Source organism: Ruegeria sp. AK11 (assembly GCF_056541095.1).
Genome location: NZ_JBQFXU010000003.1, coordinates 114,019 through 139,494, shown reverse-complemented (window position 1 = coordinate 139,494; position 25,476 = coordinate 114,019). Strand labels below are relative to the sequence as shown.

26 protein-coding genes are annotated in these 25,476 nt (G+C 58.9%); 14 read left to right on the top strand and 12 right to left on the bottom strand.

All coding sequences use genetic code 11. The features are described from left to right. The first annotated feature begins 45 nt into the window (after positions 1 to 45). From phnC to phnE (ACR0D9_RS10165), 4 genes are all read left to right on the top strand, one after another. Positions 46 to 867 carry a phosphonate ABC transporter ATP-binding protein gene (phnC, locus tag ACR0D9_RS10180; protein ID WP_267365713.1) on the top strand — a complete coding sequence of 274 codons (822 nt, stop codon included), beginning with the start codon at positions 46 to 48 and terminating at the stop codon, positions 865 to 867. A 67-nt stretch (positions 868 to 934) separates the two neighbouring features. Next, positions 935 to 1,837 carry a phosphonate ABC transporter substrate-binding protein gene (gene phnD, locus ACR0D9_RS10175; RefSeq protein ID WP_480538665.1) on the top strand — a complete coding sequence of 301 codons (903 nt, stop codon included), beginning with the start codon at positions 935 to 937 and terminating at the stop codon, positions 1,835 to 1,837. A gap of 66 nt (positions 1,838 to 1,903) precedes the next feature. Further along, positions 1,904 to 2,785: a phosphonate ABC transporter, permease protein PhnE gene (phnE, locus tag ACR0D9_RS10170; protein ID WP_480538663.1), complete on the top strand. Its 882-nt coding sequence runs from the start codon at positions 1,904 to 1,906 to the stop codon at positions 2,783 to 2,785. Beyond that, on the top strand, positions 2,782 to 4,149 hold the full coding sequence (gene phnE / locus ACR0D9_RS10165) for a phosphonate ABC transporter, permease protein PhnE (RefSeq protein WP_480538662.1): 1,368 nt from the start codon (positions 2,782 to 2,784) through the stop codon (positions 4,147 to 4,149). Before phnE (ACR0D9_RS10170) ends, phnE (ACR0D9_RS10165) begins: the two co-directional genes overlap by 4 nt. Before the next feature lie 199 nt (positions 4,150 to 4,348). Here phnE (ACR0D9_RS10165) and phnF read toward each other — a convergent pair whose 3' ends face one another. Then, entirely contained in the window at positions 4,349 to 5,059 is a 711-nt protein-coding gene (gene phnF, locus ACR0D9_RS10160) for a phosphonate metabolism transcriptional regulator PhnF (RefSeq protein WP_480507125.1), read from the bottom strand. A 103-nt stretch (positions 5,060 to 5,162) separates the two neighbouring features. Between phnF and phnG the strand changes: the two genes are divergently transcribed. From phnG to phnN, 8 genes are read left to right on the top strand one after another with little or no spacing between them, the layout of a single operon-like run. Continuing rightward, positions 5,163 to 5,621: a phosphonate C-P lyase system protein PhnG gene (phnG, locus tag ACR0D9_RS10155; protein ID WP_480507124.1), complete on the top strand. Its 459-nt coding sequence runs from the start codon at positions 5,163 to 5,165 to the stop codon at positions 5,619 to 5,621. After that, complete coding sequence (gene phnH / locus ACR0D9_RS10150) at positions 5,621 to 6,196, top strand: phosphonate C-P lyase system protein PhnH (RefSeq protein ID WP_480538660.1); 576 nt, start codon at positions 5,621 to 5,623, stop codon at positions 6,194 to 6,196. The genes phnG and phnH overlap by 1 nt, the downstream gene beginning before the upstream one ends. Before the next feature lie 3 nt (positions 6,197 to 6,199). Then, positions 6,200 to 7,291: a carbon-phosphorus lyase complex subunit gene (locus ACR0D9_RS10145; RefSeq protein WP_480538658.1), complete on the top strand. Its 1,092-nt coding sequence runs from the start codon at positions 6,200 to 6,202 to the stop codon at positions 7,289 to 7,291. Beyond that, complete coding sequence (locus ACR0D9_RS10140) at positions 7,288 to 7,884, top strand: HAD family hydrolase (RefSeq protein WP_480538656.1); 597 nt, start codon at positions 7,288 to 7,290, stop codon at positions 7,882 to 7,884. Before ACR0D9_RS10145 ends, ACR0D9_RS10140 begins: the two co-directional genes overlap by 4 nt. Then, positions 7,881 to 8,741 (top strand): alpha-D-ribose 1-methylphosphonate 5-phosphate C-P-lyase PhnJ, encoded by an 861-nt coding sequence (locus ACR0D9_RS10135; RefSeq protein WP_480484062.1) that lies wholly within the window; start codon positions 7,881 to 7,883, stop codon positions 8,739 to 8,741. The genes ACR0D9_RS10140 and ACR0D9_RS10135 overlap by 4 nt, the downstream gene beginning before the upstream one ends. Continuing rightward, a complete protein-coding gene (gene phnK, locus ACR0D9_RS10130; RefSeq protein ID WP_480484061.1) occupies positions 8,738 to 9,508 on the top strand; it encodes a phosphonate C-P lyase system protein PhnK in 771 nt (256 codons plus the stop codon). The genes ACR0D9_RS10135 and phnK overlap by 4 nt, the downstream gene beginning before the upstream one ends. Before the next feature lie 22 nt (positions 9,509 to 9,530). Beyond that, positions 9,531 to 10,214: a phosphonate C-P lyase system protein PhnL gene (phnL, locus tag ACR0D9_RS10125; RefSeq protein WP_480538654.1), complete on the top strand. Its 684-nt coding sequence runs from the start codon at positions 9,531 to 9,533 to the stop codon at positions 10,212 to 10,214. Next, positions 10,211 to 10,759, top strand: a complete 549-nt coding sequence (gene phnN / locus ACR0D9_RS10120) for a phosphonate metabolism protein/1,5-bisphosphokinase (PRPP-forming) PhnN (protein ID WP_480484059.1) — start codon at positions 10,211 to 10,213, stop codon at positions 10,757 to 10,759. The genes phnL and phnN overlap by 4 nt, the downstream gene beginning before the upstream one ends. Here the strand turns inward: phnN and ACR0D9_RS10115 are convergent. Beyond that, positions 10,741 to 11,424 (bottom strand): DUF1045 domain-containing protein, encoded by a 684-nt coding sequence (locus ACR0D9_RS10115; protein WP_209505313.1) that lies wholly within the window; start codon positions 11,422 to 11,424, stop codon positions 10,741 to 10,743. The two genes, phnN and ACR0D9_RS10115, sit on opposite strands and share 19 nt — an antisense overlap. 52 nt (positions 11,425 to 11,476) lie before the next feature. Here ACR0D9_RS10115 and ACR0D9_RS10110 point away from each other — a divergent pair, with 52 nt between their 5' ends. Beyond that, positions 11,477 to 12,619, top strand: coding sequence for an alpha-D-ribose 1-methylphosphonate 5-triphosphate diphosphatase (locus ACR0D9_RS10110; protein WP_480488320.1), 1,143 nt, complete (start codon positions 11,477 to 11,479; stop codon positions 12,617 to 12,619). Here the strand turns inward: ACR0D9_RS10110 and ACR0D9_RS10105 are convergent, their stop codons facing one another. The 7 genes from ACR0D9_RS10105 to ACR0D9_RS10075 are packed head-to-tail and all read right to left on the bottom strand — an operon-like array spanning position 12,620 to position 19,113. Further along, positions 12,620 to 13,096 carry a class I SAM-dependent methyltransferase gene (locus tag ACR0D9_RS10105; protein WP_480488318.1) on the bottom strand — a complete coding sequence of 159 codons (477 nt, stop codon included), beginning with the start codon at positions 13,094 to 13,096 and terminating at the stop codon, positions 12,620 to 12,622. A 10-nt stretch (positions 13,097 to 13,106) separates the two neighbouring features. Continuing rightward, a complete protein-coding gene (locus tag ACR0D9_RS10100; protein WP_480488316.1) occupies positions 13,107 to 13,862 on the bottom strand; it encodes a polysaccharide deacetylase family protein in 756 nt (251 codons plus the stop codon). Beyond that, a complete protein-coding gene (locus tag ACR0D9_RS10095; RefSeq protein ID WP_480488314.1) occupies positions 13,859 to 15,001 on the bottom strand; it encodes a glycosyltransferase family protein in 1,143 nt (380 codons plus the stop codon). Before ACR0D9_RS10095 ends, ACR0D9_RS10100 begins: the two co-directional genes overlap by 4 nt. Continuing rightward, entirely contained in the window at positions 14,998 to 15,582 is a 585-nt protein-coding gene (locus tag ACR0D9_RS10090) for a histidine phosphatase family protein (protein WP_480488312.1), read from the bottom strand. Before ACR0D9_RS10090 ends, ACR0D9_RS10095 begins: the two co-directional genes overlap by 4 nt. Further along, entirely contained in the window at positions 15,579 to 16,655 is a 1,077-nt protein-coding gene (locus ACR0D9_RS10085; protein WP_480538652.1) for a glycosyltransferase family 4 protein, read from the bottom strand. Before ACR0D9_RS10085 ends, ACR0D9_RS10090 begins: the two co-directional genes overlap by 4 nt. After that, positions 16,655 to 17,902 (bottom strand): glycosyltransferase family 4 protein, encoded by a 1,248-nt coding sequence (locus ACR0D9_RS10080; RefSeq protein ID WP_480538650.1) that lies wholly within the window; start codon positions 17,900 to 17,902, stop codon positions 16,655 to 16,657. The genes ACR0D9_RS10085 and ACR0D9_RS10080 overlap by 1 nt, the downstream gene beginning before the upstream one ends. Further along, positions 17,899 to 19,113: a glycosyltransferase family protein gene (locus ACR0D9_RS10075; RefSeq protein WP_480488306.1), complete on the bottom strand. Its 1,215-nt coding sequence runs from the start codon at positions 19,111 to 19,113 to the stop codon at positions 17,899 to 17,901. The genes ACR0D9_RS10080 and ACR0D9_RS10075 overlap by 4 nt, the downstream gene beginning before the upstream one ends. A gap of 391 nt (positions 19,114 to 19,504) precedes the next feature. On the opposite strand from ACR0D9_RS10075, the gene ACR0D9_RS10070 reads away from it, so the two are divergent. Then, positions 19,505 to 21,886: a mechanosensitive ion channel domain-containing protein gene (locus ACR0D9_RS10070; RefSeq protein WP_480538648.1), complete on the top strand. Its 2,382-nt coding sequence runs from the start codon at positions 19,505 to 19,507 to the stop codon at positions 21,884 to 21,886. Between the two features lie 58 nt (positions 21,887 to 21,944). On the opposite strand, the gene ACR0D9_RS10065 is transcribed toward ACR0D9_RS10070, so the two are convergent. Genes ACR0D9_RS10065 through ACR0D9_RS10055 form a run of 3 tightly spaced genes read right to left on the bottom strand, consistent with a single transcriptional unit; the run spans position 21,945 to position 25,476 of the window. Further along, entirely contained in the window at positions 21,945 to 23,300 is a 1,356-nt protein-coding gene (locus ACR0D9_RS10065) for a CoA transferase (RefSeq protein WP_480538646.1), read from the bottom strand. Beyond that, positions 23,297 to 24,451 (bottom strand): ABC transporter permease, encoded by a 1,155-nt coding sequence (locus tag ACR0D9_RS10060; RefSeq protein WP_480484049.1) that lies wholly within the window; start codon positions 24,449 to 24,451, stop codon positions 23,297 to 23,299. Before ACR0D9_RS10060 ends, ACR0D9_RS10065 begins: the two co-directional genes overlap by 4 nt. After that, positions 24,448 to 25,476 (bottom strand): ABC transporter permease, encoded by a 1,029-nt coding sequence (locus tag ACR0D9_RS10055; protein ID WP_267363792.1) that lies wholly within the window; start codon positions 25,474 to 25,476, stop codon positions 24,448 to 24,450. Before ACR0D9_RS10055 ends, ACR0D9_RS10060 begins: the two co-directional genes overlap by 4 nt.

Here is a 25,476-nt window from a genome sequence, read left to right as displayed (position 1 = left end):
GAACGGCATCTGTAGCAGTCCGCCAACATGAATTGGGGGTGGCACGTGCTGCGTATCAAGAAACTGACCAAACGCTTTGGTGACAATGTTGCCGTGAATGCCGCGACGCTGGATGTGGACAAGCCATGCATGATCGGGATCATCGGACGGTCGGGCGCGGGCAAGTCCACCCTGCTGCGGATGATTAACCGCCTGACGGATGCCAGCGAAGGTGAAATCCTGTTTGAAGGCCGGGACATCACCCAACTGAAAGGCCGTGACAAACGCGCCTGGCAGGCCGATTGTGCGATGATTTTCCAACAGTTCAACCTGGTGCCGCGCATGGATGTGGTTTCGAACGTGCTGCATGGCACGCTCAACCGTCATTCGACGCTGGCCGCTATGTTCAACCTGTTCCCGATGGATGAAATTCACCGTGCCATCGACATCCTGGACCGGTTGGGGATTGCGGAACACGCTCCGAAACGGGCCGAGGCCTTGTCGGGCGGCCAGCAACAGCGCGTGGCGATTGCGCGGGCTCTGATGCAGGACCCGAGGATTATTCTGGCGGATGAACCAATTGCCTCGCTGGACCCGATGAACGCACAGGTGGTGATGCAGGCGCTGCGCCGCATCCACGAAGAAGATGGCCGCACTGTCATCGCCAACCTGCACACACTGGACACAGCACGTCGCTATTGCGACCGCGTGGTTGGGATGCGCGACGGGCGCATCGTGTTCGATGGGCTGCCCGAGCAACTGACCACGGGCGTTGCCCGCGAGATCTATGGTGCCGATGCCAGCTTCTCGGAAGAGGCGACATCAACGGAAATCGAAACGCTCGACGCCACGCGAAAGGCGCTGATGGAAGCAGAAGCAACCATCTGAGCCGTCCCAACCCCTTTCATCGCCCGGCCCGATGAGAGGCCAGGGTTATCAAACTGGAGAGAGACAGATGAAAAAACTGATTGCTGCCTTGGTCGCAACCACAACACTGGCCGCACCGGTCATGGCTGAAGAAATCAGCGAGTTTCGTATCGGCATTCTGGGTGGAGAGAACGCTCAGGACCGGATGAGCAAAAACGAGTGTCTGCGCGAATACACCGAGGAACTGCTGGGTGTTCCGACCAAACTTTTTGCCCCTGCCGACTATAACGGAGTGATTCAGGGGCTGCTGGGCGGCACGATTGATGTCGCCTGGCTGGGTGCGTCGGGCTATGCCAAAACCTATCTGAGCGACCCCGAAGCGGTTGAGCCGGTACTGGTCAAGGTGAACACCGATGGCGGCTACGGCTATTACTCGGTTGGATTTGCACGCAAGGACAGCGGCATCACCTCGCTCGAGGACATGAAGGGCAAGGTTTTTGGTTTTGGCGACCCGAATTCGACCTCGGGTTATCTGATCCCGTCGATCGAGATTCCCCAGGCCACCGGAGCAACCATGGAATCGGGTGACTATTTTGCTGAGGTGAAATTCACGGGCGGTCACGAGCAGACCATCGTTGCGGTGAACAACGGTGACGTTGATGGCGGTGTGACCTGGGCTGATGGTCTCGGCGAGTGGGAAGACGGCTATCAGTCGGGCGCGCTGCGCCGCGCTGTGGATGCTGGTCTGGTCGACATGAACGATCTGGTCGAGATCTGGAAATCGGCACCGATCCCGGAAGGCCCGGTTGTACTGCGCAAGGCTCTGCCCGAGGATGTCAAAGTTCAGGTTACCGAATTGTGGAACACGCTGGATGAAAAAGACCGCGAATGTTTCTATGGTGTGGCTGCGGGTGAAGCCAAGAGCTTTGATCCTATCACGCATGAGGCCTACGAGGTCATCATCGAAGCGCGCAAGCTGAAGTCCAACTAAAACTGCATATCCAATGATCGGGGTCTGGTGATGTACCGGACCCCGTTTTCCCTTCAGGAGCATTCCATGACAGACCTTACCGCAGGGTCCTTATCCGTCGATCAGATCCGCAACGACTATACAGCGATGACACGACGCAAGCGGGTCTATGGCGGCATCCTCCTGATCCTGTTCCTGTCGTTGATGGCAGCAGGGTTTCGCACAGCTGACAACCGGAATGCCGGCAGCTTTGTCGATGGCTGGCACCGTATTCTTGATTACCCCACAGAGGTTCTGTCCGAGGCGTGGGAAAAGATTGCTGAAATGCCAGCCAATCTGGTCTCGTTCTTCCCGGCTCTGGTCGAGACAATCAACATCGCGGCGGCGGCGACGCTTGTTGGCACAATTGTCGGGACGTTTTTCGCCCTGATGTCGACACGCGGCATGGCGCTGTGGCCGTCATTTATCCCGCTGTTTCGCCGAATATCAGACATCTGCCGCGCCATTCCCGAGATCGTAATTGCGTTGGTTCTGATCTTCATTCTGGGCGGTGGCCCGGTTCCCGCGATGATCGCTATTGCGATTCACACAGCTGGCGCATTGGGCAAACTGTTTTCCGAAGTGAACGAGAATGCCTCGCTGAAACCGGTGGAAGGGCTGCATTCCGTCGGTGCCAACTGGTCACAGCGGATGTATCTGGGGGTGATCCCGCAGGTCGGGCCGAACTATGTCAGCTACGCGTTGCTGCGGTTCGAGATCAATATCCGTGCCTCGGCCATTCTTGGATTTGTCGGGGCGGGCGGTCTGGGTTACGAGCTGCGCAATGCCATGTCCTGGGGGCAGGGGCGTTATGACGAAGCCGCGGCCATCTTCATTCTTCTGTTCGTTACAATCGTGATCGTCGACCAGCTGTCTGGCTACCTTCGCGACCGTCTGACCCACGGCTCGGAAAAAGGAGCTTTGGCATGAGCACTTTCGCAACCAATTTGACTGTTGATGACCTCAAAGCCGAAGCAGATCGCTTGTTCAACCGCAAAAGGTTGATGAATTTCGGGTTGCCTGCTCTGGTTTTCGTCTATCTGGTCTATGTCTTCTTTGCTTTTGACGTGTCGGGCCTTGTGGGGCGCGCAAACTGGGCAAATGGCAAGACGCTGGTGGCAGACAGCTACAGCTACAAAACGCATGTCGCGCGGGATAATCGCACCGGTGAAGTGTCTGTCGCCATCGAGGGTGAGCGCAAGGGCGCTTACCCTGAGGGTCAGGCGCCGGAGTGGGTGGCACTGGGCGAGACGACCGTGATCGACCTTGAAAAGGGCCATGTGGTGCGTTTCGGTGCGCAGACGGTGGAATATGACATTCCCGGCTATGGCACCATTCGCGCGACGCCCACGCGTTCGGCCGGTGTGCAGGCCGAGTTGCCGGAGGGCGAGGTTCCGGAGTGGATCAATGTCTCTAAAAACCGGCTGGCTGTGACCACGGACGCAGGTCGTTTGACTGTCACCCGCAACCGGTCCGAGATATTTCGCTATTTCACGGGGTGGGAACTGTTCTGGTTCACGCTGGACAGTCCTTATTTCGGCAAGTCCCTCCCGGAACTGGCCGGACGCGCGGTGTCGGGCGAGGCGGGTGCGATCTTTAATGATTTCTGGACCAACAAGATGTGGCGCCATCAGGATGTGGCGTGGGCCATCTTCGAGACGGTGCTGATGGCATTTCTGGGCACGTTTGGCGCGGCGATTGTGGCCCTGCCATTGGCCTTCCTTGCGACGCGCAATTTCAACCGGATGACATCCATCCGCTTTGCGACACGGCGCGTATTCGATTTTGTGCGCGGCGTAGACGCGTTGATCTGGACTGTGGTTCTGGCCCGCGCCTTTGGCCCCGGCCCGTTGACCGGTGCGCTTGCCATTCTGGTGACGGACACCGGGACATTCGGCAAGATATTCTCGGAAGCGTTGGAAAACGTGGATCAGAAGCAGATCGAAGGTGTGCAGTCCACGGGTGCGAACGCCCCGCAACGGTATCGGTTCGGCGTTATCCCTCAGGTCACGCCTGTTTTGCTGAGCCAGCTTTTGTACTTTCTCGAATCCAACACCCGCAGTGCGACGGTGATCGGTGCAATCACGGGGGGCGGTATTGGCTTGCTGCTGACGCAGGCAATCATCACGCAGAAAGACTGGGAAGAGGTCGCCTACTACATCATCTTGATCATTCTGATGGTGATGCTGATGGATTGGTTTTCGGGCTGGCTGCGCCGCCGTCTGATCCAGGGTGAGTTGGGTAAAAAGCGCAGGCTGCGCACGCTCGACCCCAAACCGTTCCTGTTGCCCTGAACCGGGTTAGGAGTGGCAAGAAAACGGCACGGTTCAGTGCGGCGCAACCGTTTGAAAAAGCGTCACAGAGCTTTTGCACGACCGTTCATCCGATTGTCGGATAACGTCGGCCCAAAGGCAGTTTATCCGGATTTCGCGCCATGCCCAACGGGATGAGACCTCCGGCAGGAGGTCGAGATCGAGCGGCAGGGGTTGTGGTTTACTCTTCGTTCAGCGTCAGCGTGACACGCTCACCAGCAAAGACGGTTCGGCCATATTCGACGGGTGCGCCGTCCGGGTCCACGTTGACACCGATCGAAAACAGCACCGGAGCACCTTCGGACAGTTGCAGGTGAAGGGCTTGCGTTGCTGTCGCGCCGCGCGCGGTCAATCGGGTCGAGATGCGGGTGTAGTCCGCGATGCCGCTGCGTTGCAGGGCTTTTGTTACTGACTGGGTCTCGGTCAGCGCCTGTAACAGGTTTGGAAAGCGTTCTGCCGGGAAGACGCTTTGAAAAACGGCTATGGGCTGCCCATCCGCCAGCGATAACCCGTCATAGACATGCACCGGGTCCCCTTTGCTCAGACCCAGTGCTTCGGCCTCGGCTTCATCTGCCGCACGTGTGGTCAGGGCCAGGATTTTCTTTCCCGGTATCTTGCCGCTGGCCGAGACGTTCTTGTGATATCGAACCCTTTTGCCAATCGGATAGTCGGTTGGCCGCGCCGCCACAAAAACGCCCGCACCGCGCCGGGCATGAACCAGACCTTGTTCCGACATGTCAGCCAACGCGCGCCGCACTGTGTGGCGGTTGACACCGTATTGGGCGGCCAGCTGCGCTTCGGTCGGCAGGCGGTCACTGGTTTGATACCGCCCTTCGGCAATGTCCGAGGTCAGGCGCAGGGCAATGCTTTTCCAGATCGGCGTTTTGCTCATGTCACCAAATCTTCACACAGTTGGAGATTGCGTGTTGCGCACACGCAGGTTAATATTTGTCTAGTTGTATAGTTCATATAGACAACCCGGCCAAGAGGCTTTGATGACAGATCAGACAGAAATCGCGAACGGGGCGCGCAGGGATTGGATGGGATTGCTGGCCCGTGCACCTGACGACACCCTGATGACCTTGTGGGACGGGATTGAGACCCGCCCGAGCTTTGACTGGCTGCGCCGCCCCGAGGTCGGGAGCGTGATGGTGCGTGGTCGCACCGGCGGCACCGGAGCGCCGTTCAACCTGGGTGAAATGACGGTCACGCGCTGTTCTGTGGTGTTGCAGGATGGAACTGTTGGTCACGGTTATGTTCAGGGTAGATCGAAACCCAAGGCCGAAGCCGCAGCATTGATTGATGCGATGATGCAGACCGGGGCAGCGGATGAGGTGCAGGCGCGGCTGCTCGACCCGCTTCAGCAGCAAATGCAGGCGGTCAAAAGCACTCGCGCGGCCAAGGCAGCGGCCACCAAGGTTGAGTTTTTCACGCTTGTTCGGGGGGAAGATTGATGGCCGCGCAAACACAGTTTTCCGGGGGCTTTGAAAACGCACCTGTCGATGCTGCACATGCGTTCCGCGCTGCGATGACCGTCATGGCATGCCCGGGCGACATACGTGTGCTATCGGGCGGCGAACCTCCAGCGCCCCTGTCCGTGGCGGCCGGTACACTGCTGCTGACGCTGTGCGACCCCGAGACCAGGGTTCACCTGGCCGGAGGCACCGATACCGCCGCAATCCGCAATTGGCTGACATTCCACACGGGCGCCCCGCTCGTATCCGCAGCAAAGGCTGATTTTACCGTTGGCACGTGGGAGGCATTGGGACCGCTTAACGCCTATCGCATCGGAACGCCGGAATACCCGGATCGTTCTGCGACCCTGATTGTGGAATGCGACCGGCTAGAGCAGAGCGGTGCCGTTCTGAGCGGCCCCGGCATCAAAAAGACCGCGCGCCTGTCTCTGCCGGATATTCCGGCGCTTCAGGGGAACGCGATGCTCTACCCTCTGGGGTGCGATTTCTTCTTTACCTGCGGCAACAGGGTTGCGGCCCTGCCACGCAGCACGCAGATCACGTCGGAGGCGTAAGCGATGTATGTTGCTGTCAAAGGGGGTGAAAAAGCCATCGAGAACGCCCACGCCTGGCTGGCCGAAGAACGCCGGGGCGCGACCGATGTGGCAGAACTGAGCCTTGCACAGATCCGCGAACAGCTAAGCCTTGCAGTGAACCGGGTCATGGCGGAAGGCTCGCTATATGACCCCGACCTGGCTGCGCTGGCGATAAAGCAGGCGCGGGGCGATCTGATTGAGGCGATCTTTCTGATCCGCGCCTATCGCACCACGCTGCCGCGTTTTGGCCATTCCAATCCGGTCGAAACAGGTGAGATGGCCTGCGACCGTCGGATTTCGGCCACGTTCAAAGATGCACCCGGTGGGCAGGTTCTGGGGCCGACGTTCGACTATACCCATCGTTTGCTGGATTTCAAACTGGCCGCGGATGGTGATGTCCCGAAAGTTCCGGAAGGTTCAGCGCGGCAGGAACCGACGCCGCATATCACTGAATTCCTGAAAGACGAGGGCCTCATTCAGGACGAGCCGACAAGTGATGACAACCCCGGCGACCTGACGCGCGAACCGATGGAATTCCCCGCCAATCGCCCGTTGCGCCTGCAATCGCTGACACGCGGGGATGAGGGTTTCGTGCTGGGCATGGCTTATTCCACCCAGCGCGGTTACGCACGCAACCACGCGTTTGTGGGTGAATTGCGGATCGGCAAGGTTGCTGTTGAAATGGACATCCCCGAGTTGGGTTTTGCCATAGATATCGGCGAGGTCGAACTGACCGAGTGTGAGACGGTGAACCAGTTCAAGGGTTCAAAAACCGAGCCGCCTCAGTTCACGCGCGGTTATGGTCTGGTCTTTGGTCAATCCGAACGAAAAGCCATCGCGATGGCCTTGGTTGATCGCGCGCTGCGGTGGAAGGAACTGGGCGAAGACAATCTGGGCGCGCCTGCGCAGGATGAAGAATTTGTTCTGAGCCACGCGGACAACATTCAGGCGACCGGTTTTCTCGAACACATCAAGCTGCCGCATTACGTGGATTTCCAGTCCGAGCTTGAACTGGTCCGCAAACTGCGCCGCGAGGCTGACGCGCGGATCACGTCAAAGGAGGCTGCGGAATGAAGGCTGTCGTTTTTGATATCGGCAACGTTTTGATCCAGTGGGATCCGCATTTGGCATGGCTGGATGAGATGGGTAGCCGCGAGGCGGTGGCAGAGTTTCTCACTCGTATCGATTTCTCCGAACGTAATCTGCGGGCCGATGGCGGTGAGGATTTCGCTGATCTGGCTGCTGAACTGGAAGATGCTGACGACCAGCGACGTCTGAGTTCTTATGTTGAGCGCTATGCCATGACCGTCCCACACAAGATCGAGGGAACTTGGCGATTGCTCCATCGTTTGAAAGAACAGGGCACCCCGGTTCATGCGATCACCAACTGGTCAGCGGAAACATGGCCCGTTGGTGTTGGTGTGCATCCTGAACTGGGCGAGGTCTTTGGCGTGACCGTAGTGTCAGGTCAGGAAAAGCTTTTGAAACCGCAGCCCGAGATTTTCCGCCGGATGTGCGACCGGGCCGATCTTTCCCCTCAGAACTGTATCTTTGTCGATGATAGCCCAAGAAACGTGGATGGAGCCCGCGCCGTTGGCATGGACGCCATACATTTTACCAGCCCTCAGGCCTTTGAAGTAGCCTTAACTGCGCGGGGACTGCTATGAGCGCGTACAACTTTGCATATTTGGACGAACAAACCAAACGGATGATCCGCAGGGCCATCCTGAAGGGCCTGGCTATTCCAGGGTATCAGGTGCCCTTTGCCAGCCGTGAAATGCCGATGCCTTATGGCTGGGGCACCGGAGGGGTGCAGGTCTCGGCCGCGACGCTGACGCCTGAGGATACGCTCAAGGTCATCGATCAGGGTGCGGATGACACGACCAACGCAGTGTCGATCCGCAAGTTCTTTGAAAAGACCGCAGGTGTGGAGACGACCGAGGAAACCGAGAAGGCGACGGTGATCCAGACCCGCCACCGCATCCCCGAGGCGAAGCTGCGCGAAGATCAGATTATCGTTTATCAGGTGCCGATTCCGGAACCTCTGCGCTTCCTCGAGCCGCGTGAGACCGAGACACGCAAGATGCACAGCCTTGAAGAATATGGGCTGATGCATGTGAAGCTATATGAGGATATCAGCCAGCACGGGGCGATCTCGACCGCTTACGCCTATCCGGTGAAAGTGTCTGGCCGCTATGTGATGGACCCGTCCCCGATCCCGAAATTCGACAACCCAAAGCTTGAAATGGATGCAATCCAGCTGTTCGGTGCCGGGCGCGAGCAGCGCATTTACGCGGTACCGCCACATACCCGGGTCGTGAGCCTTGATTTCGAGGATTACCCGTTCGAGGCCACCAAGGCCGATCATCCCTGTGACCTGTGCGGAGCCGAGGATAGCTATCTGGATGAAGTCATCATGGATGATGCGGGCAACCGAATGTTTGTCTGTTCGGATACCGATTATTGCCGGTCGCGCCGCGAAGCGGGCCATATGGGCCGACTGGCCGAGGAGAACGCGGCATGACCCCCCTGTTGCAAGTCAAGGGCATCGAAAAGCTCTATGGTGCGCGGATCGGATGCGCGGATGTGACTTTTGATCTCTACCCCGGTGAGGTGATGGGGATCGTGGGCGAAAGCGGGTCGGGCAAGTCGACCCTGCTGAATTGTCTGGCCGGTCATCTGGTGCCCGATGCAGGGCAGGTGATCTTTGACACGCGCGCGAACGGGCCGGTGGACACGGTAACCATGTCTGAGCCCGAACGCCGGATGTTGAGCCGTACCGACTGGGCCTTTGTGCATCAGCATGCACGTGACGGGCTGCGGATGTCAGTTAGTGCCGGAGGCAATATTGGTGAACGGCTGATGGCCGTGGGCGAGCGCCACTATGGTGACATCCGAGACAAGGCCATTGACTGGCTGGGTCGGGTCGAGATCGAGGCGGCCCGCGTTGATGACCGGCCCACCGCGTTTTCGGGCGGAATGCAGCAACGTTTGCAGATCGCCCGTAATCTGGTGACTGGCCCGCGACTGGTGTTCATGGACGAACCGACCGGGGGGCTGGATGTCTCGGTTCAGGCGCGGCTGCTGGACCTCTTGCGCGGCTTGGTGCGTGAAATGGGGCTGAGCGCGATCATCGTGACCCATGATCTTGCTGTGGTGCGTCTGTTGGCCGACCGGTTGATGGTGATGAAGGATGGTCATGTGGTTGAGGCCGGGCTGACCGATCAGGTGCTGGATGATCCCCAACACGCCTACACGCAACTGCTAGTGTCCAGCGTTCTGCAGGTTTGAGTATTTGGGAAAAGGTGAAGCAATGATTGAACTGATCAATGTGAGCAAAAGCTTTACCCTGCACAATCAGGGCGGTGCTGTTATCCCGGTGATGGAAGGCGCGTCGCTGAAGGTTGAACCGGGTGAGTGCGTTGCTTTGACCGGGGCGTCTGGTGCGGGCAAGTCCACGCTGATGCGCGTGATTTATGGCAACTACCTGGCGGCCTCTGGTCGGGTGCTGGTTGGAGGTCTGGACGTGGCAAAAGCCGAGCCGCGCCAGATCTTGACCCTCCGCCGGGAAACGCTGGGCTATGTCAGTCAATTCTTGCGGGTCGTGCCGCGGGTGCCGACACTGGACGTTGTGGCAGAGCCTTTGCTGGCCGTGGGTTGCGACAGGACAGAGGCGCTGGAGAAATCCGCCGAGTTACTGAAGCGGCTGAACATTCCTGAGCGCTTGTGGACCCTGAGCCCTACAACCTTTTCGGGCGGCGAACAGCAGCGGGTGAACATTGCGCGTGGCTTTGCGCATGACTACCCGGCGATGTTGCTGGACGAACCGACGGCAAGTCTGGATGCGCAGAACCGCGAAACCGTGTTGTCGCTGATTGAAGAGGCAAAAGGACGTGGCGCGGCGATTGTCGGGATATTCCACGACCTCGATGCCCGTGAGCGCGTCTGTGACCGCGAAGTCAATGTCGCTGACTTCACGCCGGGACTGGCGGCATGACACTTGCCCCTGTCATAGCGATTGTTGGCCCCTCGGGCGTTGGCAAAGACAGCGTCATGGAAGCGTTGGAGGCACAGGTGCCTGGCGTCCGGCGGGTGCGAAGGGTGATCACCCGCCCCGCAGGCGAAGAAGGCGAGGATTTTGACCGGGTTTCGGTTGCAGAATTCCAGCAGATGGAACAGGCAGGCGCTTTTGCCCTCAGCTGGCCTGCGCACGGACTGTTCTACGGTATCCCGGACGAGATTTTGCGACAGCGTCAGGGGGCGATTGCGGTTCTGGTCAATCTTTCCCGCGGGATTCTTTTGCAGGCGCAGAAGGTGTTTGGAGATCTGATTGTGATCTCTCTGACGGCAGATGTCGGAGTTTTGGCGCGGCGCCTGTCCGCTCGGGGACGGGAAAGCGCAGACGAGCAGGCGCGGCGGTTGTGTCGCGCCAAAGTGGCGTTGCCGGATGGTCTGAACCGGGTCATCCAAATTGACAATTCCGGCGCGCTGGAAGACACGGTTGCCGAAATCCTGCGCCGCCTTCAACCGGAAAGCGCGTAGCGATGGATCAGGTGAAACCGCCCTTCTTCCGCCTCGCCCATCAGGGCAAGATCAGTGATCTGGAAAGGTTGCGGCAGCAAGGGGCTCAGATGGGTGTGCAGTGCTTCTTGGGTTGCCCTGAGGGTTGGTTTGTCCAGTTTACCGCTGAGCGTGATGTGAAATCGAAACGCGTCCAGCACGTAGGGATAGCCCCATTGGGTCAGATTAGCGTCCTGCTCGGGGGTCAGTCCCGCGGCGCGGCGGCGCGTCAGTTCGGCCTGAGTGGCAGGTGCGCGAAACCGGTCGAGATCGCGAACACAGGCCGCGGCCAACGCATTCAGCGCCTGCGTTTCACCCAGCGGGCACAGGGCCAGAAAACGTCCAAGACGGGTAATTTCCAGACCGTCGAGTGTGATGGGCTGCCGAGTTGCAGCCAGCGCAATGCACGCCTGATGCAATGCGTCAAAGGTCAGGCCGTCGCGCAACCGGAACGGCGGTTTCAGGGTCGCGTGCAGCCCGTATTTGCGCGGCACCTCAGTGATGGTCGCTATGTCGATGCCACCCATGATCGGATGCGCGACCTGCGTTCCCTTTGCCATGTCCCAGCCCAGCCAGCTGGTTGCAAATTCCGTCCAGGCCACCCCGGCGGGTGGCGCAAAATAGATCGCGTATCGCGTGAATGTCACATTGGCCTCCTATTAAGTGGCCTTCCAATACCTCAGATTGCGTAAAGTTCAGATGACAGAAGACTTGATCCTTGCCAATGCCACGCTTGTGTTGCCGAATGAAACCGTGATCGGTTGTGTTCGAATAGCAGGTGACACTATCATCGAAATCGACACCGGGCGTGCAGTTCCCGCTGGTGCGATAGATTGCGAAGGCGACTATGTCAGCCCCGGTCTTGTCGAGTTGCACACGGATAATCTTGAACGCCATATTCAGCCGCGCCCCAACGTGCATTGGCCCCATGCTGCCGCCATTTTGGCCCATGACGCGGAACTGGCCAGCGTGGGGATCACAAGTGTGTTCGATGCGATGCGGGTTGGTTCGATCCCGTCCGGCGCCGGACGGTACGGAAAATATGCACGCGGCCTGTCGCGGGAGTTGTGGGATCTGCGCGAGCAGGATGCGCTTAAGATCAGCCATTTCCTGCATTTGCGTGCAGAGGTTTGTTCCGAGACACTGATCGAAGAACTGGACGAGTTTGGACCCGAGGACAGGGTTGGTCTTGTGTCCATCATGGATCACACCCCCGGCCAGCGTCAGTTTCGCGACATGGGCAAGTTGCAGTCCTATCTGAAGGGAAAATATGCCATGGACGATGATACGTTCTTTCAGCATGTAGCCCAGCTGAAAGGCCTTCGGGATCGCAACGGTGATGTGCACGAGGTCGAAACCGTCAAAGCCGCGCGCCGATTTGGAGCCGTTCTTGCCAGTCATGACGATACGACCGAAGATCAGGTGAAGGTCTCGGCGGGTCACGGCATTCGGCTGGCTGAGTTCCCCACAACGGTTGAGGCCGCACGAGCGTGCCATGATCGCGGCATCAAGGTCATGATGGGTGCGCCAAACGTTGTTCGCGGAAGCTCTCATTCCGGGAATGTTGCAGCCCGAGAATTGGCCGAGCTTGGGCATCTGGACGTAATGTCCTCGGATTACGTGCCGTCCGCCTTGTTATTGTCTGCGGTCATGCTGGGTGAAATGTGGGGCGATATGGCGCGTGGGATGAAGACCGTCACATTGGCCCCGGCGCAGGCCGCCGGGCTGGAGGATCGTGGCGAGTTGCGCGCCAATGCCCGCGCCGATGTTATCCGTTTCCGGATGCGCGCGGGTGTGCCAGCCCTCAACTCGGTTTGGGCGCGCGGTCGCCGTGTGGCGTGATCAGGCTGTATAGAACAGGTAACGGTCCGGCGCGATCGTCTCAGGCCCTTTGATCTGGTTGAAGCCGACAAGGGGCTGGCCGGAAATCAACAACCCACCGGGCTGCATGACTTGCGCGATCAACGGGCTGAGGCGTGCGGCTTCGGCCACATCTTCGTGTTTGATGCCGCGTCCGAAATCATAATGAGCCAATGCGATCCTGTGCCCCTCGGCCATCAGCCTCCGCAGCATGGGTTCAGCTTCGCCTTGCAGGAAATCTTCGGCCGGTGGCGTGCTGTCAGGATGGCATTGCAGCACACGATCCATCACCCAGATCCGGCGGTTCGGCAGGATCTCTCGCAGGTGGTCATAGGTGCGACCATTGCCTAGCCCCATATCCAGCACGTCGCCAGTTTGGTCACTGATCTGTTCGGCTGCCCAGTTCAGCCCGTCGCGCTGAGCCGTCAATCGGCGCAGCATGGAATCCAGTCGGCTCATGACGATGTCCTCATTCGTTCTTTGGTGCGACCCAGGGTGTGGCAGGACCGTCCAGCAGATGTTTCAGCAGCGCCTCGGTAAAGGCCCAGATGTCCTGATCATGGACCAGGTGATGGGTCAATACTCCAAAAGGCTCGGCGTTGTCTGCGCGGCCTTCGCGCCTGTCCCGCAGGAGGTTGACTGTCTGCGCGATCAGGCGATCCGGAGAGATCAGACCGCGTGAACCCCGCCAGTCAATCGGGTCAAGATGTGTGTTGACCTGCTCAAGCCCCGCAGCCGCCATTTCCGTTCTGCGGGGCGTTGCCGTGGAAAGAATGCGGTATCCCAGTGACGGAAGGTGTTCGATGACTTCTGGTGCAATGCGGTTCCACGGAGGGACAAACATCGGCCGCAGGGCGTTGCCGAACAAGGCGTCAAGGCATGACAATCCTGCCGCAGCATCCGCAACAACCTCGTCCAGCGGACGGTTGAGACGAAACTCGGCTTTCTTCTCACTGGCAGGCGCATGGTTCTTGTGGGACCACCCGTGGACCACAGGGATGAGAGTTTCGCCGCGCGCAACATAGTCAGCCAGCGCAGGGGTTGCCGCATGGGGAATGACGGCCAGATGTACCGGCAGGCCCAACTGTGCGGCCAGACCGGACAGGCGATCCAACCGCGATGTCGGAGCGATCGCGTCATCGTCTCGCCACCACAGCGGAAGCGACAGGCCCGCTGCACGCCAATGGGTCAGCTCGACCTCAAGTGGGTACCAATCCGGGTTCATGTACGCCATTCCAGCAGGTGTTTTGCGATCTCTACGGTTTGGGCCGCGCCATCAAATCCGAAATCCTGCTGTGCGCGGGGTCCATCTGAAATGACGCGTTCTACGGCCTGCGCCATCGCCTGCCCGCTCAGGGTTCGGCTGAGAAGCACCTCGATGGCTGGCAAACTCGAAAGGCTTTGCCCTCGCAGCCCCTGTTCAACCTCTTTGCCATCATCGAATGGGACAAAAACAGCGGGTGTTCCGCTTTGCAGAATATCCATGGCGGTGTTGTAGCCGCACATGCTGACCGATGCAGCCGCATGGGGCAGCATCTGGCGAAAATCCGGGCGCACGGGTTCCAGAATTGCCGAGGTTCCATCAGCCATTTGGGACAGCTCGGCTATTCTCGCCTTGGCATCCGTCCCGCCGACCAGCAGGCGCCAGCACCTGTTGGGCATCTGGCGGGCGGCCTCGATGGCCGCGCGAAAGATCGGTTGCCCCACAGAACCGCCGCCGGCACTGACAAGGATTTCGCCCTGCCCAACGGCATCAGGATGCGGTTGAGGCAGTTCCGGCGCAACAAAGCCGGTATAATGCAACCGTTCCGCCAATCGGTCAGACACCGGCCAACTGACCGAAAGCGGTGTGACACTTTCGGTCGAGTGAACAAGAATGCCGTCAAAAAAGCGGGTGACGATATCTTCTGTCCGCTGGGCCTTGGCAGGTTTGGAAGGCGGGGCCAGAATATCCCGGATCGATCCCAGGATGATCGGAGGCCGAGGCAGGACCCGTGCCGCATTCAGGGCCGCGTCGAACTCCGCTGCCAGCGACCGGCGACCAAAGGGGTAAAGCTCGGTTACCAGGATTTGCGGCTGAAAGCTGTTTACCGCCTGCACCATGGCTGTCACACGCGCGCGCTGATAATCCGCGTCAGCCTCGACGCCGCTTTCAGTCAGAAGCCGGGTGAAATTGGTTCCATCTGATCTGAGTGGCGGCAAACCGAACAGGGTTAGCCCGCTGCTGTCCAGTTGAGGCGCAGGCATCCCGCCCGAGACGACCATGACTTGGTGGCCGTCATCCCGGAACGCCCGGCCCAACGTCAGGGCCCGGCTTAGATGCCCTGTTCCCAAAAGGTGCGTGACAACGATCATCACCTTCATGGCATCGGCCCATGTTTGATCAGGCGAGCGGGGTCCGGGTCTGCGGTCATTGTGTCCATTTCAACGATATACAGCCGATTGCGCTTGATCTTGAAGGGGGCGGGACCATCAAAATCCCAACCCCACGCCTGGGCGAGAATGACCCGCATGATGCCAATATGGCAGACCGCGACTGTATCCTGTCGTAGTCCGGATACCCAGGGGCGAAGCCTGGTCCAAACCTCGGCAGGGCTTTCACCGTGAGGCGGGCGAAAATCCCAGCTCCAGTCTTCGATATGGCGATACCCGCTGGTTTCATCGGCGATCAGGTCGACACCTCGAAGCCCCTCCCAGTCGCCCCAATTCATTTCGGTCAGCGCGTCCGAGGTTTTCGGGGCGCGCCCAGACACGATCCGCGCCGTTTCACTGGCGCGCAGCAACGGGCTGGACCAGATATCAGCGGCGGCCCATGGGTCAGGCAAGCGATACCCGGCCAGTTCAGACCGCGCGTCGTCATCCAGTGGAATATCACTGCGCCCCTGAATGCGCCCTGCGCGGTTCCAATGGGTATGCCCGTGGCGAAGCAGTGCAAGACGGGTCATGATACATCCTTCAACAAGGGCCGTAGATGTGCCCACAATCGCTCGGTCGCCTGAGGCATAAGATGACGCCGGGCCACATAGCTGCGCGCATTCGCCCCAAGCGCATGGCGCTGCGCGGTATCCTCCAGCAGGTTTTGCATGTGATCGGCAAGCCCTCTGGCCCCAGCATCAACCGATGAGTAAACAGCAGGTGCCAGCACATCCCGAACGCCGGGGCGGTCCTGTGCGATCACGGGCAGGCCTGTCGCCTGCGCCTCGAGATAGACCATCCCATAGGCTTCGTTCACGCCGGGCCAGACAAGCAGGGATGCGTGTTGGTAGATTTTCTGCAAGGCCGCCCGGTCGAGCTGGCCCAGAAAACGCACCCGGCTTCCGAACGGCACCATCAACGCTTCAACATCCGGCCGCGCCGGACCGTCCCCCGCGATGTTCAGGTTCCAGTCACATGTCAGGTGCGAAAGGGCTTCGGCCAAAATCCGGTAGGACGCCAGCTTGTCCCCATGCCGCATCATTCCGACAGTCAGCATGGGGCCGTCCCCGGTCGTTGCCACAGGCAACACGGTTTCAGGCAGAAATGGCGGCAATTCAACCAGTGCCTGCTTGCCAAAACGGTCCCGTTCCAACGTAATCAGGTCATTGGCTGTGTGGTAGAAAATGATATCCGCTGCATCACACGCCTGATGCGCCGCTTGGGCGAAATCGGCCCACGGCCCGTTCAGCCTGCTTGATGCGCGCGTACTTTCCAATTGCACATACGGAATGCCGCGCGCCTGGCAGATCTTGGGGCCCAGCAGGTCGGGTGCTTTGTAGTAATTGTGATAAGTCACCCAAAGATCTGTATCAAAGGGCAACTCGGCGTTCAGCCGCTGTGCTTCATTCTCAGCCGCGCGAACAAGGGTTTGCTGTAGGTCCCGGTTCCCGTTCTTGTCATAGATGCGCAGGTCCGAGGCCAGTTCGACCTTATCCCCTTGCGCCGCCAAGGCGAGCATCAGGTTTCGCGCCATTTCGCGGTCGCCTGAGGGTTTCTGGCTGCCGGGGGATTTCATTGGCGCATAAAACACTACCCGCGCCATTACGCGTCTTCCATGCTCAGGGTTTTCAACCGTGCCGACAGCCGTTCAATACCAGGGTCCATTCGAAAATCTGCAATCAGACGGTCATAGGCTGCACGCGCCATAGTTGCTGCCGTTTCCGGATCAGCGGCCAGAGCTGAAATGGCCGAAGCCAATGCAGCCGGGTCGTCATCAGACAATACGCCATGCGTTCCGGATTGGATGAATTCAGGGATGGCCGAAACCGGTGTCGACAGGATCGGCAACTGCTGCGATGCGGCCTCCATCAACACGTTCGGCAATCCGTCACGATCCCCGTCCGCAGCAATACGGCTGGGCAGGACAAACAGGTCGGCCCTGCGCATGGCTTCGATCACCTCCGGCTGATCGCAGGCCCCCCTCCAGGTGATGCGGTTCGCGATACCAGCAGCGCGCGCCTGTGTGTGCAGAGTGTCCCCAAGACCCCCGCCGCCAATGTGGGTCCAATGCCAGTTCAGGTTTTCCGGCAGCAGTGTGAAGGCCGCAATAAGACGGTCAAAGCCCTTCTTTTCAACCAGTCGTCCAACGGAAATCATGTGAAACGGATCGCCAGCGGCGCGTATCCTGCGTTTTGGCGGTTCGGGGAAGCGCGACAGGTCCAGACCGTGATAGATAAGCTCCACGCGGTTGGGGTCATCAGCGAGGCTGCGCAGGTGTTCCGCGCCGATTGCCGTGCAGGTGGCCCCGAAAGCGGCCCCATACGTTGCGGCCTGCAGCTTTTCACGCTTTTCCCAATCCGGTGAGGTCCAGATATCCTTGGCATGGGCGGAAAAGCTCCATGGCAGACCGCGCATGATGGCCGCATATCGGGCGACCGACGAGGGAGTGTGCATGAAATGGGCATAGAGCCCCTGCGTCTGGGCGGGTAACTCGGCGGCCAGAACACATGCTTGCCCGAACCGGCGGATGCGGTTCGGCGTCGGGTCGCGGCGCAGGTCGTGCCGCCAGATCTTGTAGGCTTTGGCATAGCCGGGCAGGTCTTGGGCGGCAGCGCGGGCCGCCCACACCCGCTGTGGCTCTTCATGCAGGTATTCTGGAAGATAGCGAACCTGCCCCGAGAAGCGTTCGTGCAAAGGGTGACGTTTGGTGTCGGTTGGATGGCGCAGAGACCAGATGTCAAATCGGTGTCCGGCTTCCTGCAAGGCAACAAGTTCCTGCGCGATAAATGTTTCGGACAGTCGCGGCCAGCCTTTGACCACAACCGCCAGATTGGGAGAGGCCGAGTTCATCCAGTGGCTCGTTTCTGTTCCCGTGTCAGCAGGCTGTCAATGCGGTCGGTGACATAGTCCAAACCATCCAGCAATCCGCATTGGATGGCCTGCGACGGCACTGATTGGTGCGGCAGGTTGCGGATGGCACGGATCATTGCGTCGGGTGTCAGGCTGTCGCGTTGTTCGTCCAGCATCTTGACCAGCCCCAGCTCTTCTGCGCGTGAGGCCCGTATCCACTGTTCCAGACGGGGTGTGGTGCGTGGAACGATGACGGCCCGTTTGTCAAAGGACAGGACCTCGCAAAACGTGTTGTAGCCGCCCATGCAGACCACGCCTTCGGCCCCGGCAAACAGCGTTTCGATCTGCGATTCAAATCCAACCGCGGTTACACGACCATTCAATGCGGCAACCCGTGCTTCGAATTCATTCCTCAATTCACCCGACAGGAATGGGCCATAGACCAGCACGGCACGCGGCGACAGGTCTGGGTCTTTCTCGTAGGCGGACAAGACGAGGTTGACCAACGCCTTGCCATCGCCCCCGCCGCCGGGTGTGATCAGGATATAGGGTTGCTGAGGCGGTTCCCCGATCGGGCCGAGGTCGCGGCGCAGATATCCCGTCCAGTGAATGCGGGATCGCGCTGACGCGCTTAGCGGCAAGCCTTGCGTCGGGTCATAGATCGACTGTGATCCATAAACCCAAATCTCATGATAGAACCGCTCGGTCGCTTCGATGGCTTCTTTGCGCGCCCACTCGGCGGCCAGTACTTCGGGTTCGTCCAGCACATCACGCAGACCCAGAACCAGTTTCGTTCCGCAATGGCGTTCAAGGTATTTCAGTGTCGGCACCAGCTCACCCCGGAACCCTGTCGGTTCCTTGTCGACGACCAACACGTCGGGGTCGAATTGCTGAACCGCAGTCTGGATCAATCCCGCGCGCAATTCGGTTACTTCGTCGATCCCCATTCCGATTGTACGCGCGGCATACGATCCGTCCGCGCGCTTGGTCACACCGGGCAGGCGCACATGGTCAACGCGGCGGGGAAAGGTAAAACGGCCTGCCACGGGCGAACCCGTCAGGATCAGCGCCGAGGCGCTTGGATCCGCCTGCGTGATTGCCGCAGCCAAGGCGCGGGACCGGCGCAAATGCCCCAGACCGAACGTGTCGTGGCTGTAAAACAGGATACGCGGCGCGCGGTCCGGTTTAGAATTGGTTGTGCCAAGGCTCATAGTGTTGCCCGTCTTCTTGATCCCAGAGCGAAATCCGCGCGTTCGCAAGCGTTACTGTATATTTCAATCCCACGCTTGCCAAAGGCGGATTTGCGCACTTGCAAATGTTTCAAGCATTGCGATTTGGCAACAGCGTATTGACTGTTTCGCGACATATCGCACCACCGCCAGACAAGATCGCCTAATGAGAACGATGAAGACAATCGAGGCCGACCAGAAACCTTTGCTTGGTCATATTCAATTATTGAAAGATTGAAAACACCTGCGCTCATCAGAGTGCGCCAAGAACACGTCCAAACACGATATTGAGACGGTTCGATGCGAGTATTTGAACTGCTTGAAACGCTTCTGTAATCTGACCAATATCGGCAAAAACTGGATGCACGACCCAATGCGAAATAACTTTCTGGCCGCATTTTTTTTGGCGTTTTGGGCCATTTTCCTGAGCATTTCCACTGGTGCATTGGCGCAGTCATCCTTGATTCCCGGATATTCTTCCGGGTCGGGCAGTTCGTCCGGGACCGACAAGGAAAGTGATTTGGCCGCTGCAATCCGTGCTGCCAGCGATGCGGGCGCAAGTGTCATTGTCATCGACAGTGCCGGTCAGGTTGTGACAACGGCAGGTGGAAAGGATGCAGTTTCGGGGGGCGCAGACAGCGATTCGAGCAACCCAATGGGTGACGGTTCGCAACTGATGAAGGCGCAAGAGCGGTTCTCGAAGTTCCGTGAGTCGATGCAATCGAGGCTCGAGGCGCTGCCCTATTCTATTTTTGAAGTACAATACATCCTGCGCCAGACCAGCCCAGATGGCCGTATCCAGACCTATGTCGAGGTGTTGGGCTGGAATATCCTGTTCCTGTTACTTGGGCGATGGCTGTCGATCGAGATTTACGGGAAACGGTTCGCGCGCCGCTGGGTGGTGGCGCGGATCAAGGACGAACCACAGGGGTATCGGGAAAAGATGCCGTTCCTGCTGTTCCGGTTCCTGATGGGGATCGGTGCAACGGTCTTTGCAATGATCATGGCTTTGATCGTCGGGTATCTGATCTTTGGCGAGGCCGAGGATATCTCGGTCCAGTTCACGATCACCGCCATCTTTACGGCTTTTTTCCTGTCGCGCACGGTGTCGGACCTGTGGCGCATGGTCCTGTCGCCTTATCTGAGCCAATATCGATTACCGCCCTTTTCGGACAAGAATGCGCGCAGGCTGTACATCTGGGCGTCCGTGCTGGCGACCTATGATATTTCGGTCGTCCTGTTTTCCACCTGGGTCGCTGATTTTGGACTGAACTACAACGTCTACGCCATGGTGTATGGCAGTCTGACGATGCTGGGCGCGCTGGGCAATATTCTGATGATCCTGTTCAACGCCCGTGCCATCTCGAACGCGATCCGGGGTGGGCGGGCATCCGAACAGGTGTCATGGCTGCTGCGGTTTGTGTCATTTGGCTGGGCGCCGGCATTGATCATCTATGTCGTGTTCAGCTGGTTCCGTCTGGCTGTTGATCTGGCGCTGGAGCATCCGACACCGCTGCCGTTGATTGCAAGCAGCTATCTGATCTTCATGTCCGTGGTCGTGGCCTATGGTGCAATGAACTACCTGCTGGAGCGGTATTTTGACCGCTCGCGCATGATTAGCGAAATAAACGGGGAAGCCGAGGCAGCGGATGAAGGCGTCATGGCGGCGGATATACCCGAGGCTGAACAGCCGAAGCAGCATCTTCTGACTTATGAAGACCTGGCCCGCCGGGTAGCCGGAATTCTGGCTTTCGTGCTCGGGGCTTATGCGCTTGTCGTGATATGGTACCCGAACGCGGACTGGAGCGAGGATCTGCCGGTTGAACGTGCGCTGGATGTGATGGTTGTCCTGTTCATCGGGTACATCCTGTTTCACTTCTTTCGGATTTGGATCGACAGCAAAATCGCTGAAGAATCCGACGATGGCACCGAGGTTGAACTGGGCGACGAAGGCGGGGAAGGCGGGCAAAGCCGTCTGGCAACGCTGTTGCCACTTTTCCGGGGCGCAATTCTGGCTGTTGTCGTGGTCACGATCGTACTAATTGTCCTGATGGAACTGGGTATCAATGTCAGCCCGTTGTTTGCGGGTGCCGGTGTGGTTGGTTTGGCCGTGGGGTTCGGGTCACAAACGCTGGTACGCGACATTTTTTCCGGCGCATTCTTCCTGCTGGATGATGCGTTCCGGAAAGGGGAATATATCGACATTGGGGATGTGAAAGGGACGGTCGAGAAAATCTCGGTCAGGTCCATGCAACTGCGTCACCATCTGGGTGCGCTGAACACCATTCCCTTTGGCGAGATCAAAGTGCTGACCAACTACTCGCGCGATTGGGTGATCATGAAGCTGCCGCTGCGCGTGACCTATGACACCGATGTCGAGAAGGTTCGTAAATTGATCAAGAAACTGGGTCAGGAGTTGTTGGCCGATCCCGTAATCGGAGACAATTTCATCCAACCGCTGAAGTCACAGGGCGTGATCGAGATGCAGGATTCAGCGATGATCATCCGGGTCAAGTTCATGACGAAACCCGGCGACCAGTGGCTGGTTCGCAAAAAGGTCTATCAGGACATTCGCGAGCTGTTCGCGCGAGAGGGGATCAAGTTTGCGCATCGCGAGGTCACTGTAAGATTGGCAGATGGCAAAGAGGCGGAAGACCTGACGCAAAAACAGCGTGAGGCCGTGACAGGGGCTGTTCAGGCCGCAATTGACGAGGACTATCTGGACGATATCGGGCCGGATGGCGACGACCGGTAGAGAGTCCCGCCGCCGCCTTGTGTTGAGTCTCGGATGAGGTGCCCCCGAAAGCGTGAGGTCAGTTGGAAACGAAGGGCCAGACCGGGTCAGATGTGCCCAGTTTCGACGCCGGTAAATCCCATTGCAGCACAGTTTCACCGAGACTGAGGGCTGATCTGAGGCGGTGCCCTGGTCCCCAGCCCGAAACCTCTGTCGCAGGAGAGTAATCCGTGGGCGTCGGAGTAATGGTCTCTGCCTCGACGTCGTCTTTGCCGAGAACCGCCAAAAGCTCGGCGGTGCGGGCAAGGGACAGATGCGCATGCATGATGGAATTGCCCGACGCGGCCTCGGCCAATGCGGAAAGGACGGCGGCTGCCATCAGGTAGCCGGTTGCGTGGTCCAAAGCCTGAACCGGCAATGGCGTCGGTTTGTCGGCGTCAGCCCACTCCATGCCCGCATGCGCAATTCCCGCGCTCATCTGGACAAGACTGTCAAACCCGCGCCGGGTCGACCAGGGGCCTTGCCAGCCATAGGCATTCAGCGTCACCTCGACCCTGTTCGGTGCCAGTTCATCGCGCTTGGCGCGGGTCAGGCCAAGTGCGTCCAAAGCGCCGGGCCGGTACCCATGAACGAATACATCCGCTTGGGGCAGAAGTTCTTGCAGCCTTTCCATGTCGTTGGTCGATTTTAGATCGAGATAAGCACAGTGTTTGCCTAGTGAAATGTCAGGGATCACGCCGGGTTCGTCCCAACCGGGCGGATCGATCCGCAAAACCTCGGCCCCGAAACCGGCCAATGTGCGTGTCGATACCGGACCTGCCAGAACGCGCGTCAGGTCAAGAACCCGCAACCCGGCAAGAGGTCTTGCAGGGGTTGCCTGCGGCCTCTCGCGTAGCTTGACGTACCGGGGGCCTTGCCAACCAATCAACGGATCGCGCGATACAGCGCGGCCCTGCGGATGTTCAAGCCACTCGGTCCGGCTGCGCATGGCAGCGGCCACACCGCCTTCGGCCACAATATCGGTTTCCAAATCGGATATGGCCCGGGTTCTGACGGCTTTTGTCACAGCTTCACGCTCTGGCGGGGTGCCAAGAACCTTCATCGCTGCCGCGCGATGGCGCGGCAGGTTGGTGTGCAGCCTGATCCAGCCATCTGACGCCCTGTAATCCCCCGCGACCGAATCCCACAGGTTTGGCATTTCCCAGCCGTCGGGCTTGAAGGAATAGCCGAACCACAACGATGCCAGCCGATGGTCGACGGCGATCTCGGGGGCTTTCTGGGTCAGGTTCAGCGCCTGCAAAAGCCGGGCCATTTCCTGCCCAACGGCTGCAAAGCTGGCCGTCGCCAGTTCGGAAACGGCAAAAGCACTTGGCAGAGCGCCAGTGCCGATCCTGCGATATCGGTCGGCGGCGGGAAGGGTGGCAAGAAGGCTCATTGCTGATACGGGTCCAGACTGTCGCGCAATCCGTCACCTAGAAAGTTAAAGGCCAGTACGATCACGATAATCGGCAGCATCGGGATTGCCGTCCAGGGGTAGATCTCGATCGATGCGAGGTTCTGCGCGTCATTCAGCATCACACCCCAACTGACCGCTGGTGCACGAAGGCCCAGGCCAAGAAAGCTCAGCGCGGTTTCCCCAAGGATCATTGCCGGGATCGACAGGGTGGCTGATGCAATCAAATGAGACATGAAATTCGGCAACAAGTGCTTACGGATCACCCGGCCCGAGCTTGCGCCCATCATTTCTGCGGCGCGTACGTATTCTTCCTCGCGCAGTGACAGGAACTTGGCACGGACCGAACGCGCCAGCCCGGGCCAGTCGAGGATGCCGAGGATGATCGAAATGATGAAGAATACGGCAACCGGGCTCCAGTTCGATGGCACGGCGGCAGACAGTGCCAGCCACAGCGGCAATTCCGGCAGCGAACGCAGAATTTCGATGACCCGGTTGATGACCCAGTCGATGCGGCCACCGAAATAGCCGGCCATCGAACCGAACAGGATACCCAGAAAGAATGATACCGAAATACCGATCAGCCCCACGGTCAGCGACAGCTGCGCCCCATAGAGGATGCGGCTGAAGATATCGCGACCCAGCCTGTCGGACCCCCAGAGGAACAAGGTGGCACCATCCGGCGCGCAGAAAAGATGCCTGTCTGTCTTGATAAGACCCGCAAGTCGATATTCGGACCCTTCACAGAAGAACCGGATCGGGCGCGGGTCGTCAGTGTCAGGGACGAACTTCCACTGGAAGGTTTCCAGATCCGCCTCGGCGACGATTGGAAAAACATGGGGGCCGATAAAAGCGCCTTCGTAAAACCAGTTCACCGATTGCGGTGGCGCATACAGATGCTCTCCGTTCCGGTCATTCGGGCCATACGGCGCGATGAAACCGGCAAATGGGAGCATCAGGTAGCACATTAGCAGGAAAATGCCCGAGATCAGACCCAGCTTATGCGTGCGGAACTTGCGCCAGACCAACACCCAGTTGGGGGCATCCAGATCGGCGCGTTCCAGTTGCTGTATCGACGCCTGCGGATCAAACGGCGCGTCATCGACGTAGCGGTTGTCAGGAGTATCGGTCATGCTTCGCGCCCCTCATATCGTATGCGGGGATCCAGCATCACCAGCAGAATATCCGAGATCATCGTGCCGATAAGCGTCAGCAGCGCGACAAACATCAGGATGAATGCGGACAGGAATTGATCCTGCGTTTTCAGTGCTGTCAGCAAAGTCGGCCCGATGGTTTGCAAGCCCAGAACGACTGAAACCAGAACCGATCCTGACACCATTGATGGCAGAAGGTTACCGATATCCGCAACGAACGGGTTGAATGCCACGCGCAACGGATATTTTGTTAGCATCCGCGACGGGGCCATGCCCTTGGCAATGGCCGTTTCCACATAGGGCTTCCCCAGTTCGTCGAGCATATTTGCCCGCAGGCGCTGCATCATCGCCGATGCGCCCGAGGTTCCGATGACAAAAGTCGGAACGATCAGGTGGATGAGAATGGATTTCATCTTGTCCCAACTCAGCGGCTGACCTTCGAATTGGGGGTCCATCAGACCGCCGATAGGCAGGTTGAAATACCGATGCCCGTAGTAGAACAGGATCAGGGCCAGCAGGAAGTTTGGGGTCGCCAGCCCCAGATAACCCACAAAGGCCGAGGTATAATCAATCCACGTCCGTGATCGCGCCGCAGCAATAACACCCAGGGGAAGGGCAACGGCATATACAAACAGGATCGCGGCAAGGTTGACGACGACCGTCAGCCAAAGCGTGTCGCCCACGATTTCAGATACAGGCCGGTCGAACTCAAATGACCAGCCGTAATTGCCTTGGATCAGACCGGAAAATCCGTGCGGTCCCGGCCAGAAGCCCACCCAGATCAGGTACTGTTCCCACATGGGGCGATCCAGAGCGTACTCGGCGCGCAGAAACTCGGCCTTGGCGACACCTGCTGACTGGCCCGAGGCCTGAAGCTCGGCAATCTGGTTGCTCAGGTAATCACCGGGCGGCAGGTTGATGATTATGAAAATCAGGACCGAGACTACCAACAATGTCAGCAGCATCGTGAAAAAGCGATACACCGCATAGCGCAGCATGACCAT

Bases quoted from the DNA above. Each gene is read 5' to 3' on its own strand.
- ACR0D9_RS10090 (WP_480488312.1), bottom strand. From the start codon at position 15,582: ATGACCCGTCTTGCACTGCTTCGCCACGGGCATACCCATTGGAACCGC.
- ACR0D9_RS10080 (WP_480538650.1), bottom strand. From the start codon at position 17,902: ATGAACTCGGCCTCTCCCAATCTGGCGGTTGTGGTCAAAGGCTGGCCG.
- phnF (WP_480507125.1), bottom strand. From the start codon at position 5,059: ATGAGCAAAACGCCGATCTGGAAAAGCATTGCCCTGCGCCTGACCTCG.
- ACR0D9_RS10065 (WP_480538646.1), bottom strand. From the start codon at position 23,300: ATGAGCCTTCTTGCCACCCTTCCCGCCGCCGACCGATATCGCAGGATC.
- phnE (WP_480538662.1), top strand. From the start codon at position 2,782: ATGAGCACTTTCGCAACCAATTTGACTGTTGATGACCTCAAAGCCGAA.
- ACR0D9_RS10100 (WP_480488316.1), bottom strand. From the start codon at position 13,862: ATGAACCCGGATTGGTACCCACTTGAGGTCGAGCTGACCCATTGGCGT.
- ACR0D9_RS10110 (WP_480488320.1), top strand. From the start codon at position 11,477: ATGACAGAAGACTTGATCCTTGCCAATGCCACGCTTGTGTTGCCGAAT.
- ACR0D9_RS10140 (WP_480538656.1), top strand. From the start codon at position 7,288: ATGAAGGCTGTCGTTTTTGATATCGGCAACGTTTTGATCCAGTGGGAT.
- ACR0D9_RS10135 (WP_480484062.1), top strand. From the start codon at position 7,881: ATGAGCGCGTACAACTTTGCATATTTGGACGAACAAACCAAACGGATG.
- ACR0D9_RS10060 (WP_480484049.1), bottom strand. From the start codon at position 24,451: ATGACCGATACTCCTGACAACCGCTACGTCGATGACGCGCCGTTTGAT.
- phnL (WP_480538654.1), top strand. From the start codon at position 9,531: ATGATTGAACTGATCAATGTGAGCAAAAGCTTTACCCTGCACAATCAG.
- ACR0D9_RS10085 (WP_480538652.1), bottom strand. From the start codon at position 16,655: ATGGCGCGGGTAGTGTTTTATGCGCCAATGAAATCCCCCGGCAGCCAG.
- phnK (WP_480484061.1), top strand. From the start codon at position 8,738: ATGACCCCCCTGTTGCAAGTCAAGGGCATCGAAAAGCTCTATGGTGCG.
- phnE (WP_480538663.1), top strand. From the start codon at position 1,904: ATGACAGACCTTACCGCAGGGTCCTTATCCGTCGATCAGATCCGCAAC.
- ACR0D9_RS10105 (WP_480488318.1), bottom strand. From the start codon at position 13,096: ATGAGCCGACTGGATTCCATGCTGCGCCGATTGACGGCTCAGCGCGAC.
- ACR0D9_RS10145 (WP_480538658.1), top strand. From the start codon at position 6,200: ATGTATGTTGCTGTCAAAGGGGGTGAAAAAGCCATCGAGAACGCCCAC.
- phnN (WP_480484059.1), top strand. From the start codon at position 10,211: ATGACACTTGCCCCTGTCATAGCGATTGTTGGCCCCTCGGGCGTTGGC.
- phnD (WP_480538665.1), top strand. From the start codon at position 935: ATGAAAAAACTGATTGCTGCCTTGGTCGCAACCACAACACTGGCCGCA.
- phnG (WP_480507124.1), top strand. From the start codon at position 5,163: ATGACAGATCAGACAGAAATCGCGAACGGGGCGCGCAGGGATTGGATG.
- ACR0D9_RS10075 (WP_480488306.1), bottom strand. From the start codon at position 19,113: ATGAGCCTTGGCACAACCAATTCTAAACCGGACCGCGCGCCGCGTATC.
- ACR0D9_RS10095 (WP_480488314.1), bottom strand. From the start codon at position 15,001: ATGAAGGTGATGATCGTTGTCACGCACCTTTTGGGAACAGGGCATCTA.
- ACR0D9_RS10055 (WP_267363792.1), bottom strand. From the start codon at position 25,476: ATGGTCATGCTGCGCTATGCGGTGTATCGCTTTTTCACGATGCTGCTG.
- phnH (WP_480538660.1), top strand. From the start codon at position 5,621: ATGGCCGCGCAAACACAGTTTTCCGGGGGCTTTGAAAACGCACCTGTC.
- ACR0D9_RS10070 (WP_480538648.1), top strand. From the start codon at position 19,505: ATGCGAAATAACTTTCTGGCCGCATTTTTTTTGGCGTTTTGGGCCATT.